The 12,071-nt window shown below is 64.7% G+C and carries 10 protein-coding genes; 4 read left to right on the forward strand and 6 right to left on the reverse strand.

Annotated elements, in window-relative coordinates; genetic code table 11:
• Positions 1-2 precede the first annotated feature (2 nt).
• From J5251_RS16350 to ffh, 3 genes are all read right to left on the reverse strand, one after another.
• Complete coding sequence (locus J5251_RS16350; protein WP_208574610.1) at positions 3-713, reverse strand: alpha/beta fold hydrolase; 711 nt, start codon at positions 711-713, stop codon at positions 3-5.
• A 9-nt stretch (positions 714-722) separates the two neighbouring features.
• A complete protein-coding gene (locus J5251_RS16355) occupies positions 723-1,199 on the reverse strand; it encodes a hypothetical protein (protein ID WP_139005361.1) in 477 nt (158 codons plus the stop codon).
• A 147-nt stretch (positions 1,200-1,346) separates the two neighbouring features.
• Positions 1,347-2,933: a signal recognition particle protein gene (gene ffh / locus J5251_RS16360; protein WP_208574611.1), complete on the reverse strand. Its 1,587-nt coding sequence runs from the start codon at positions 2,931-2,933 to the stop codon at positions 1,347-1,349.
• Between the two features lie 239 nt (positions 2,934-3,172).
• Here ffh and J5251_RS16365 point away from each other — a divergent pair, with 239 nt between their 5' ends.
• Positions 3,173-4,591, forward strand: a complete 1,419-nt coding sequence (locus J5251_RS16365) for a glucose-6-phosphate dehydrogenase (RefSeq protein WP_139005478.1) — start codon at positions 3,173-3,175, stop codon at positions 4,589-4,591.
• Positions 4,592-4,690: 99 nt separating this feature from the next.
• Here J5251_RS16365 and J5251_RS16370 read toward each other — a convergent pair whose 3' ends face one another.
• Together J5251_RS16370 and J5251_RS16375 are read right to left on the reverse strand one after the other, a co-directional pair.
• Positions 4,691-5,029, reverse strand: a complete 339-nt coding sequence (locus tag J5251_RS16370) for a P-II family nitrogen regulator (protein ID WP_139005359.1) — start codon at positions 5,027-5,029, stop codon at positions 4,691-4,693.
• Positions 5,026-6,324 (reverse strand): ammonium transporter, encoded by a 1,299-nt coding sequence (locus J5251_RS16375; protein ID WP_139005358.1) that lies wholly within the window; start codon positions 6,322-6,324, stop codon positions 5,026-5,028. The genes J5251_RS16370 and J5251_RS16375 overlap by 4 nt, the downstream gene beginning before the upstream one ends.
• Positions 6,325-6,501: 177 nt before the next feature.
• Here J5251_RS16375 and J5251_RS16380 point away from each other — a divergent pair, with 177 nt between their 5' ends.
• The 3 genes from J5251_RS16380 (at position 6,502) to J5251_RS16390 (ending at position 10,629) form a co-directional block, all read left to right on the forward strand.
• Positions 6,502-7,782 (forward strand): MFS transporter, encoded by a 1,281-nt coding sequence (locus J5251_RS16380; protein WP_139005357.1) that lies wholly within the window; start codon positions 6,502-6,504, stop codon positions 7,780-7,782.
• A gap of 163 nt (positions 7,783-7,945) precedes the next feature.
• Positions 7,946-8,743 carry a dioxygenase family protein gene (locus J5251_RS16385; protein ID WP_139005356.1) on the forward strand — a complete coding sequence of 266 codons (798 nt, stop codon included), beginning with the start codon at positions 7,946-7,948 and terminating at the stop codon, positions 8,741-8,743.
• Positions 8,744-8,946: 203 nt separating this feature from the next.
• Positions 8,947-10,629: an HNH endonuclease gene (locus J5251_RS16390; RefSeq protein WP_244250703.1), complete on the forward strand. Its 1,683-nt coding sequence runs from the start codon at positions 8,947-8,949 to the stop codon at positions 10,627-10,629.
• Between the two features lie 128 nt (positions 10,630-10,757).
• On the opposite strand, the gene ftsY is transcribed toward J5251_RS16390, so the two are convergent.
• On the reverse strand, positions 10,758-11,948 hold the full coding sequence (ftsY, locus tag J5251_RS16395) for a signal recognition particle-docking protein FtsY (protein ID WP_432264405.1): 1,191 nt from the start codon (positions 11,946-11,948) through the stop codon (positions 10,758-10,760).
• Positions 11,949-12,071 lie beyond the last annotated feature (123 nt).

Here is a 12,071-nt window from a genome sequence, read left to right on the forward strand (position 1 = left end):
CGCTAGCCGTGCTGTCCAGCGGCCAGGAAGTCGACCAACAGCCCATGGCCTTCCGGGGTGTCCTGCGGACGATGGTTGTTGGCTGCATGGCGATGCGCCGCGCCGGTGGTAGCCAGATATTCCGCGACCTCTTCATACAACGGCTCCCAGCCGCCGGTAACGACGAGGGTGCGGACGCCGGGAACGATGTGCAGCGGGGCGGTCCAGGGCGGATCCTGCAGCCGGAGCCGGCGGGCCTGCAGGCGGTCCGCGGCCGAGGCAAGCGGCTTCGCCGACGCACCAAGGACGAGGCGCGAGAATTCACGATGGTACTGCTCGTCGTCCAGCCCGTCCCGTGCGGCGAACAGGGGCTCCAGCCGCTTCCGGTGCGCCTTTGTTGCCGGCAGGTCCGCAGTCAGCGACAAACACGCAGGTTCGAACAGGGTCAGGGAGGCCACCAATTCCGGCCGTTCCACCGCCGCCATCATCGCCGCGACGGCCCCTTGGGAATGCGCGACGAGATGACCGCCGTCGCCGAGGTTTTCCACGATGATGTTCATATCTGCACGGAAATCCGTCCGCAGTGGGGCGGTATCCGGAGCGAAGCCGTGCCGGCGGACAAACAGGCAATCGTAGGTGCTGGCGAGACGGTGCTGGTACGGCCATGCGGCGATGCCGAAGAGACCGGTTCCGTGCACAAAAACCACACGGGGCTTGGGGCTGCTGCGCTGCATAAGGGCAGTCTAGGATCCGGAACTGATTGTGTTGTCGAAGTCCGGAAGCAGCTCGCGTGGCGGCACGTCCCGCTGTACCGTATCGATCCGCTGCCCGTCCCGCAGCTCCAGCACCGAAAGCAGTTCATGAGCGTCGAGGGCGGCTTTCAGCTGGGCCGACTGGGGACGGCCCAGGCCGGCCAGCGCCAGGTCCGCCGCGAGGAACTCGGCTTGCCCGCCCGCCACAGCGGCGAGCGAACCGCCGTCGTAGGTTCCGCCGTCGTAAATAAACGTGATGGCCTCCGCTGGGGAGGCCGGCGTCTGCTGGTAGTCAATAGCCAGAATGCGGCCCAGCGGCAGCGACAGCGAGGTTGCCTGCAGAACGCGTCCGGCCGTTGAGCGCGGGTCCTCCCCCGATTTCACCATCCCGGCAGGCAACGATGCTTGGCCGTCGGCATCGGGGCTGAGCAGAATGGAACCACTGACGGTGCGTACCACCACCGCCACGTTGGCAGGGCGCTTCCATTGGGAACTATAAAATCCACTCAGATCGTGCCTGCTCACAAAAGCCCTTCGTAGAAGCCCCAACTCTTACCAGGATGCGGAACGGTATGCTGCCGCGGTCCGGCCGTGCCGGCGCGGACCGCGGCCAGTCTACTTGCCCAGGAACTTTTCGAACCCCTTGGGCAGGTTAAGTGCGGACGGATCGAAGTCTTCCTGCTGCTGGCCGAAAGCTGCACCGGTAGGCAGCGCCTTTTTGGCGTTGGCGCGGCGCTCCTCGGCTTCCCGCAGTTCCTGCGCGGCCTTGGCCGGGTTTCCCGAGCGCGCCTTCTTCTTGCCCTTCGAGACTTGCTTGCCCTTGCGGGCTCCACCGCTGAAGCCGCCCGGACCAGCCATGCCGGGCATACCCGGGATGCCGCCGCCCTGCGCCATCTTCTTCATCATCTTCTGGGCCTGGCCAAACCGCTCCAGCAGGCCATTGACCTCGGAGACGTGGACACCCGAACCCTTGGCAATGCGGGCGCGGCGCGAGCCGTTGATGATCTTCGGTGCAACCCGCTCATGCGGGGTCATGGAGCGGACAATTGCCTCGACGCGGTCGATTTCGCGCTCGTCGAAGTTCTCCAGCTGCTGGCGCATGCCGGCAGCGCCGGGCATCATCATCAGCATCTTCTTCATCGATCCCATCTTGCGGATCTGCTGCATCTGCGCAAGGAAGTCATCGAGCGTGAAGTCTTCCTGGTCGGCGAACTTCTGCGCCATGCGCTCGGCTTCGCCCTTGTCCCAGGACTTCTCCGCCTGCTCGATCAGGGAGAGGATGTCGCCCATGTCCAGGATGCGGTTGGCCATCCGGTCCGGGTGGAAGATTTCGAAATCGTCCAGGTTCTCACCGGTGGAAGCAAACATAACGGGCTTGCCGGTCACGGACGCAACGGAGAGCGCGGCACCACCGCGGGCATCGCCGTCGAGCTTGGATAGCACGACGCCGGTGAAATTCACACCTTCATTGAACGCCTGCGCGGTGTTGACCGCGTCCTGGCCGATCATGGCGTCGATGACGAAAAGGACCTCGTCCGGGTTGATGGCAGCCCGGATGTCCGCGGCCTGCTGCATCATTTCCGAGTCCACACCGAGGCGGCCGGCGGTGTCCACAATGACCACGTCATGCAGCTTCTGGCGTGCTTCCTCGACACCCTGGCGGGCGACGGCGACCGGATCGCCCGTGGCGGATTCAAATTCAGACTGCACGCCCGGGTGCGGCGCGAAGACCGGCACACCGGCGCGCTGGCCGTTGACCTGCAGCTGGGTGACGGCGTTGGGCCGCTGGAGGTCAGCGGCGACCAGCAGCGGGCTGTGGCCCTGTCCCTTGAGCCACTTGGAGAGCTTGCCGGCGAGCGTGGTCTTACCTGCACCCTGCAGGCCGGCCAGCATGATCACGGTCGGCGGGTTCTTGGCCAGGCGGATGCGCCGGGTCTCGCCGCCGAGAATGTTGACAAGTTCGTCATTGACGATCTTGACGACCTGCTGGCCCGGGTTCAGCGCACCGGAGACTTCCTCGCCGAGCGCACGCTCCTTGACGTGCGCGGCGAACTCACGCACCACCGGTACGGCGACGTCCGCATCCAGCAGGGCACGCCGGATCTCGCGGACAGTGGCGTCGACATCCGCCTCCGAGAGACGTCCCTTGCCGCGCAGATTCTTGAAGGTCGAGGCCAACCGGTCAGAGAGTGAATTGAACACGCGCCGTGTACTTCTTTCGTCGATCTAGGCTCACAGTCCCCGGCCGCGCCGGAGTTCAACTATCTAGGGTAGCAACTGCGGACGGGCAATGTCCCAATTCCCACAACGACGACGGCGACCGGACCGTACTTGATGGCAGCGAACCGGCGACATCGGGCGCCGTAGATGGCAAGGTAGGAAAGGTGACTGCCGAACAGACCTCAACCGGGACAGAATCCGCAGAAACCACCGGCGGAGAAATGAAAGTCCAGACCTTACTCATTCTGGGTGCTTCCGGGGACCTGACCGGACGGCTGCTGCTGCCCGGACTTGGAAAACTCATCGCCCAAGGCAGGACCCAGGGCCTGAACCTCGTGGGCGCGGGATCCGACGATTGGAACCAGGACCGGTGGCGCGAACGCGTCGACGAAGCCTTCGGCTCCTGCACGGAGGGAGCGAACGACGCCGGCCTGCGGGAACTGCGCAAAGTACAGGAAAATACCGAGTACCACATGGTGGACGTGACCGCCGAGGGAGCTTTGGCGGAACTGCTCCGCTCGGTCCCGGGACCGGCAGCGGTCTACTTTGCTTTACCGCCCGCCGTCAGCCAGCTGGCCTGCGAGGTCCTCAAGCCTGAGGACGTGCCCGAGGGCACGCGCCTGGTGATGGAGAAGCCGTTCGGCTCCAGCCGGGTCTCGGCTGCTTCGCTGAATGGGACGCTGCTGCGGCTGGTGCCCGAGGACCATATCCACCGCGTGGACCATTTCCTGGGCAAAGCCACCGTGTTCAACATCCTGGGCCTACGCTTTGCCAACCGGCTGCTCGAGCCGCTGTTCAGCAATGAGCATGTGCAGAAGGTGGAAATCTTCTACGACGAGTCGCTGGCGCTGGAAGGACGGGCACGGTACTACGACAAGGCCGGTGCCCTGCGGGACATGATCCAGAGCCACCTGCTGCAGATCATGGCGCTCATGGCGCTGAACGCCCCGGCCACGCTGCATGAGCGTGACCTGCGCGACCACATCGGCAGCGTTCTGCGCGCCAGTTCGGTCAAACCGGACTTTGCGAAAAGCACGCGCCGCGCCCGGTATACGGCCGGCGAGGTGGAGGGGCGGAAGATCCCCGACTACGTGGCCGAAGAAGGGATCGATCCCGCACGGAACACGGAGACGCTGGCCGAGATCGAGGTGTCGATCAACAACAGCCGATGGACCGGCGTCCCGTTTATCCTGCGCTCGGGCAAAGCATTGGGCAAGAAGCAAAAGGAAGCCATCGTCACCTTCAAGCACGTCAATCATCTGCCGACAGGTTTCAAGGGTGTGGATGCCCCCACGCGCCTGCGGATCGGTTTCGGCCCCGACACCCTGCGGCTCGAGATCGATGTCAACGGGCCGGGCGACATCTTCACGCTCGACCGCGAGGTGATGGAGACCAACCTGCACGCCGCGGATCTCCTGCCGTACGGCGAAGTCCTTGACGGCATCCTGACCGGTGACCCGATGCTCTCGGTCCGCGGGGACATTGCGGAGGATTGCTGGCGGATTGTCGAGCCGGTCCTGAAGGCATGGGAGGCCAACGAAGTGCCGCTGGAGGAGTACGCAGCGGGATCGAACGGACCTACCGGCTGGGAAACATCGAGGGACGATACGCCGATGCGTACGGTGGACACCGAGGCCTGAACCGAGGGGTAAGGGATCACACAGAACTGCACCTCCGAAAGCCGGACCCGATGATTCGGTTCCAGCTCCCGGAGGTGCAGTGAGAGCTTTCCGGTCCTGCTAGATAGCGGCTTCCCCGCGCTCGCCGGTGCGCACCCGCACGGCTTCCTCGACGTCGATAAGCCATACTTTGCCGTCGCCGGCACGTCCGGTGTTGGCCGTGGCAACCAGGACATCGACAATGTCGTTGGCCCATTCGTTGGCGACCAGGACCTCCACTCGTACCTTCTGCAGCAGATCGACGGTGTATTCAGCGCCGCGGTATACCTCGGTGTGTCCGCGCTGGCGGCCGTAACCGCTGGCCTGGCTGACAGTGAGTCCCTGCACGCCGTAACTTTCCAGGCTGCCGCGGACCTCGTCGAGCTTCTCGGGACGGATGATAGCGGTTACCAGTTTCATGCCTTGACCTCTTCCTTGATGTGCGCGCTGCGGTCCGTGGCCGGATGCGGCACAAAAGTGCCTCCGGTGCCCAGTCCGCCGAACTCGTACGCCGTTTCGGCGTGCTGCGTCAGGTCCACGCCGATGACCTCCTGGTCCTCCGTGACACGGAAGCCAATCGTCTTGTGCACTGCCAGACCGATGACAATCGTCATGATCGCGGTGAACACAACGGAAACAACAGCTGCCACCGTCTGGGCCCCTAGCTGGGCGGGACCGCCGCCGTAGAACAGCCCGCCACCGGCCCCGTCTGCAGGGAGGGCAACAAAGCCAAGGGCCAGCGTGCCGACCATTCCGGCGACGAGGTGGACGCCAACGACGTCCAGGGAATCGTCATAGCCGAACTTGTACTTCAGTCCCACGGCGAGGGCTGCCAGTGCACCGGCAACGATACCGAGCCCGATGGCACCGACTGGAGAGACATTCGCGCAGGCCGGGGTGATCGCTACCAAGCCAGCGACGACGCCGGAAGCGGCGCCCAGGGACGTCGGACGACCGTCACGGATGCGCTCGACGACAAGCCAGGCGAGCATCGCGGCACCGGGCGCCACCATGGTGTTGACCCAGATGAGCCCCGCTTCCTCCGCAGTACCGGCGGCGCCACCGTTGAATCCGAACCAGCCGAACCACAGGAGTGCGGCACCGAGCATGACGAACGGGATATTGTGCGGTCGCTGTGCAGGATCCTTGCCGAACCCTTTGCGCTTGCCCAGGATCAGGGCCAGGACCAGGCCAGCGATGCCGGCATTGATGTGGACCACGGTGCCGCCGGCGAAGTCGATGGCTTCTCCCGCCCAAGCACCCACAGCACCTTCGGCGCTCAGGAGGCCGCCGCCCCACACCATGAAGGCCAGCGGGCAATACACCAGAGTGACCCATATCGGGACGAAGACTGCCCAGGCGCCGAATTTCGCGCGGTCGGCAATGGCACCGGAAATGAGTGCCACGGTGATGATCGCGAAGGTAGCGCCGTAGCCGGCGCCGATCAGGTCTTCCGTGTTCAGCAGTGTCTGCATGCCGAACGCCGCGAACGGGTTGCCGAAGAGCTGAGCGATCCCCTCGCCGCCGCTCATGGAGTAACCCCACAGAACCCAGACGACGGCGACCAAGCCAATGGAAATGAAGCTCATCATCATCATGTTCAGGGCGGCTTTTGCACGGGTCATGCCACCGTAGAAGAATGCAAGGCCTGGCGTCATGAGCAGCACCAGCGCCGCGGAAATCATCACCCAGACGTGACCTGCTGACAGATCCATTTTCGCGTCCTCTCGTCCGAGGCGGGCCCATCCCGCATCTGGTTTCCAGATTGCCGGTCGATTGTTTCCACCGGTCCGGCACTTCGTTTCAGGGGCGTTACAAGGAATGGGCCACCGTAAATCCGGTGTCACGGCCATGTTTCATTCATGTTTCGCCGCACGGATAGGCTTGATGCCATGCCCCTCTTCCGCCGCTCGGCCCGTTCCTCGGCCGAGCCCGCCCGCCCCCGGCCTGTACGCCAGCGCCCTACTCCCATCCCCCGCGACATCAAGGTACTGGTGGCAGCCGCCTTCGTGATCGCGCTGGGTTACGGCATCGTGGCTCCGGTACTGCCGCAGTTTGCTGCCAGTTTTGATGTCGGCGTCGCTGCCGCGTCCATCATTGTCAGCGTTTTCGCCTTCACCCGGTTGATCTTCGCCCCGGCGGGCGGGGCACTGGTGGGCCGCTGGGGTGAACGACGGGTCTACCTCACCGGACTGCTGATCGTCGCTGCCTCCACCGGTGCCTGTGCCCTGGCACAGGGCTACTGGCAGCTGCTGCTGTTCCGCGGACTCGGCGGTCTGGGCTCCACCATGTTCACCGTTTCCGCGACCGCGCTGATCCTCCGGCTCGCACCGCCCGACAGCCGAGGACGCGTTTCCGGCCTCTACGCTTCAACGTTCCTCATGGGCGGCATCCTCGGGCCGGTGGTGGGCGGCCTGTTGGCCGGTCTCGGCCTACGGGTTCCCTTCGTGGTGTACGCCGTCGCACTGCTGGTGGCTGCCGCCGTCGTCGCTGTCATGCTGAAGAAGCCCGAACGCAGTTCGGCAGACGGCCCGGACTCCCCTATCCAGCCGATGCCGCTGGGCGAAGCAATGAAGGATCCGGGGTATCGGGCGGCCATCGCATCCGCCTTTGCCAATGGCTGGGCCACGTTCGGTGTCCGCATGTCGTTGATTCCGCTCTTTGCAGGTGCTGTCCTGGGCGCAGGGCCCGAAACCGCCGGGCTGGCCCTGGCCGTTTTTGCCGTGGGCAACGCCCTGGCCCTGACATTTTCGGGCAGGCTCTCTGACACTTTGGGACGGCGGCCATTGGTCATTTCCGGCCTGGCAGTCGCAGGACTTGCGATTGCCGCCATCGGGTTTACCGACTCGGTCCCGGTGTTCGTCGCAGTGTCCGTGATCGCGGGTTTCGGATCAGGCCTGCTGGGACCTGCCCAGCAGGCAGCCGTGGCGGACATCATCGGCAATCAACGCAGCGGCGGAAAGGTTCTCGCTGTGTTCCAGATGTCCACAGACGCCGGTGCCATCGTCGGACCCGTGCTGGCGGGCGCATTGGCAGACAGGTTGGATTATGGCTGGGCCTTCGCAGTCACCGGCTGCGTGACCATCATCGCGGCTCTGTTTTGGCTCTTTTTCGGTCGGGAAACCCTCGTAGCCCAGCAATCGGAACCCTCTGCCGACGGCTCCCGCCCCTAATTCAGCTGCTGGAAGCAAGAAGGCCAGAACGACCTCTCGCTTCCGGTTTCTGCTTCTGCTTCTGCTTCTGCTTCTGCTTCTGCTTTTTGCCAGGATCATCTGTCCAAGAGCCGACCCGGACCCGTGACTTGAAGCTTCAAGTAAAAGCCGCTACGATGGATTTATGACACAAACGATGACCCAGCCTCCGGTCCTGTTCCTGAGCCATGGTGCTCCCCCGCTTGCCGACGACGAGCGCTGGACCACGCAGCTCGCCGAATGGTCGGGCACTTTTGAAAAGCCGAAGGACATCTTGATGGTGTCGGCGCATTGGGAGAACGCGCCGGTGACGCTGAGCGCCACTCGGCAAAAAACCGGATTGGTATACGACTTTTGGGGTTTCCCGCAGAAGTACTACGACGTCACGTACGACGCACCGCTAGCGCCCGAGCTCGCTGGAGAGGTGGCCAGGCTGGTTGGAGACCACGGTCATCACGTCGAACAGGATGAAACCCGCGGAATGGACCACGGCGCATATGTCCCGCTGGTGGAAATGTTCCCGGATGCCGATGTGCCGGTGGTTCAGATGTCCATGCCGACACTCGACCCGCAGGGACTCTTTGAGCTCGGCAAATCCTTGGCACCCTTACGCGATCGCGGCACTTTGATCGTCGGATCGGGCTTCACCACACACAATTTGCGCTGGTTCAATCCTGCCGCCGGCCCGGACACTACACCGCCGGCCGCCTCCAGTGAATTCGACCACTGGGCAGAAGAAGCAATGGCACGCGGCGATGTGGACTCGATTTTGGACTTCCTCAACAAGGCGCCTGCAGCCAAAGAAGCACACCCGCGCAGCGAGCACTGGGCGCCCCTATATGTAGCACTCGGCGCCGCTTACGGTTCGGGCGGAATTGAAGCGAAGACTGCTATCGACGGCTTCTGGTTTGGCCTGTCCAAGCGCTCCTGGACGCTGACCTAGCCCACTTCCGGAGGACGGGAAAGTGACAGGGCTTGTTTTTGCCGCATTGAGCTCGTTGTGCGGCACCGAATGAGGCTGCCGCGCATGAACGTCGAGCTAGGCAGTGGAGCCGCACAAGCCCATAGCCGCTCGACAAGACGGTAGTTTTCCACCGCCAACAGTATGTGTTGTGGTATCCATCACACTCCCGTAGAATCGAATGTATGTTCGAGTCAATCGTTCCAGCGGAGATGGGTCCGGTGAAACCGGTTCCCGGCGATCCGGGTGCGGTGCTGGTCCGCGGCTGGGCCGCCGGGCTCCCGGACCTGGACCAGGAGGTTTCCGAGGGGGTGCGGATTGACCGGATCACCGCGATGGAGGAACTCAAGGCAGCCCTGGCTGCCGCGCAGGCCCGGGAGACGGAAGCGTTTGTTGCCTCCCGCCGGGAGGCCCGGGCCGCGGCCGGGATCTCCGCGGAGAGACGGGGGCGGGGGCTGGCGAAGGAGGTCGGCCTGGCCCGGAAGGACTCCCCGAACCGGGGAGGTAAGCACCTGGGCCTGGCGACCACGTTGATCAGGGAAATGCCGTGCACCTATCAGGCGCTGGCCCAGGGCCGGCTGAATGAATGGCGGGCGACCATCCTGGTCCGCGAGACCGCCTGCCTGAGGGTGGAGGACCGGGCCGCGGTGGACCGGGAACTGTGTGCTGATCCGGCGACGCTGCAAGGGTGCGGGGATAAACGGATCGGGGCGCTGGCGAAGCAGGCCGCGCTGCGGCTGGATCCGCACGCGGTGGTCCGCCGGGCCGCGAAAGCCGAAACCGGACGCCATGTTTCCTGCCGTCCGGCGCCGGACACCATGGCCTACGTGAGCGCCCTGCTCCCGGTGGTGCAGGGCGTGGCCGTCACCGCCGCGCTGGTCAAGGCGGCCGACCGGTTGAAGGCGCAGGGCGATGAACGCGGCCGGGGCCAGCTGATGGCCGACATCCTCGTCGAACGCGTCACCGGCCAGCCCGCCCAGAGCCCGGCGAAAATCGAGGTGCAGCTGGTCATGACCGACCGTACCCTGTTCCAAGGCGATTCCGAGCCGGCCCACCTGGCCGGGTACGGCATCGTCCCCGCGCAATGGGCCCGCGACCTGCTCCGCACCGAGAACACCGACCACGAGAACGCGAACGGCGGCGAGGCCGGCCCCGCGGCCGCCGGAAACCCGATCAAAGGTGCCGCAAATGGGTCTGGCGGTCCCGTTGCCGGCTCCGCGGATGCCGGCAACGGGACCGGTGTTACGGGGTCCGGTCCGACAGGCGCAGGCGAACCGGTACCGGTCACCGATGCTGCTGGCGCGAACGGAGACACCCGAACCGCCGGAAACACAAGGGAAGCAGGTACGGCGCCCGGGCCTCCGGGCTCCAGACGTGACCCCGGCGATGCAGGCGATGCGGCCGAGGTGGAAGTGTGGGTGCGCCGGCTGTACACGGCGCCCGGTACCGGGCAGCTGCTCGGGATGGATTCGCGGGCACGGTTGATGCCGGCGGGGATGCAACGGGTGATCCAGGCACGTGACCAGCTCTGCCGCACCCCCTGGTGCGACGCGCCGATCCGCCACCACGACCACGTCGTGCCCTGGCGCGACGCCGGGGACACCAGCGAGGTCAACGGGCAAGGCCTATGCGAAGCATGCAACCTCGCGAAGGAAGCCGACGGCTGGCACGCACAAGCTGTGCCCGGCCCACGGCACACCGTGGAAACCACCACCCCCACCGGGCACACCTACCTATCAACCGCACCAGCGCTGCCCGGCACACCACCGGCACCGGCAACAGAGCAGCCGGACGAGCTGCCCGAGCCGCTGTCAACCTTCGAACAGGCGCTCGGCCGCATCGACTTCCTCTACCGCCCCGCCGCCTGAGGAGATTTTACGATTGGCCAAAGCAAGTGCCCTAGATACGACGCAGGGCGGACGTGCTTTCACGTCCGCCCTGCGGCTTTAGTCATCGAACCGCCCACAGCAACCGCCCGCGGGACGGTAGAACGTCCTTAATTCAGGAGGGCATCCACGAAGGCTTCAGCTTCGAACGGAGCTAGATCGTCCGCGCCTTCACCGAGGCCGATGAGCTTGACCGGAACGCCGAGGCTACGCTGAATAGCGACGACGATTCCGCCCTTGGCAGTTCCATCGAGTTTGGTCAGCACGATGCCCGTGATGTTGACGACTTCGGAGAAGACCTTGGCCTGGTTCAGTCCGTTCTGCCCGGTGGTGGCATCTAGAACCAACAGGACCTCGTCAACCATGGCCTGCTTCTCGATGACGCGTTTGACCTTGCCGAGCTCGTCCATCAGGCCCACCTTGTTCTGCAGGCGGCCGGCCGTATCAATCATGACGACGTCAACTTCCTGGTCAATGCCGGCCTTCACTGCTTCAAAAGCGACGGACGCCGGGTCCGCACCATCGATGTCGGACTTTACGGTAGGCACGCCCACGCGCTGGCCCCAGGTTGCCAACTGCTCGGCTGCGGCAGCGCGGAAGGTATCCGCCGCACCCAGCAGCACATCCTTGTCTTCGGCCACCAGCACTCGGGCCAGCTTGCCAACAGTGGTGGTCTTGCCCACGCCGTTGACGCCTACCACCATGACGATAGACGGACGATCCGCATGGCGCTCGACCGCCAGCGAACGGTCCATCCCTGGGTCAACGAGCTTGATGAGTTCTTCGCGCAGCATCGCCTTGACGTGCTCAGGGTCCTGGCTGCCAGCGACCTTTACCCGGTCGCGCAGGGCGTCGACCAGCTCCATCGTTGGCTCGGTACCGAGGTCCGCCATCAGGAGCGTTTCCTCGATTTCGTCCCAGACATCTTCGTCGATCTTGTCCCGGGAAAGCAGCGCCAGCAGGCCCTTGCCCAGGGCGTTGTTGGACTTGATCAGACGGGCACGCAGGCGGGCCAGCCGGCCCTCAACCGGAGCAGGGGTCTCGACCGGTACGGTCTCGATGCCCGCCGCATCATCGGCAACTTCGACATCGGTCTCGGGCAGTTCCTCTTCAGGAACCGCAACACGGGATCCGGCCGGCGCGGGCGGCGCTTCCAACGTATCGGTACCGCCGCCGCGCACCGGGTCGTTGGCGTCCCGAGTGGTGGTGTAGGTTCCCGGAGGGGTCTTGCGGCCCTTAACCAGGAGAATGGCAACCGTACCGATCACGGCGATCGCGATGACAGCATATATAAGGATCATGGTTACGTCGTTCACAATCCCTAGCTTCTCACAGCCCCTGCCTCCTTCGGACGCGCCGCCGATGGGGCAGGAACCGGAGGTGGGCGAATCCGGCGTGCGGGCTTATCATGGCGTCACCTCCCC

The organism is Arthrobacter crystallopoietes (genome assembly GCF_017603825.1).
GTDB lineage: Bacteria > Actinomycetota > Actinomycetes > Actinomycetales > Micrococcaceae > Crystallibacter > Crystallibacter crystallopoietes_B.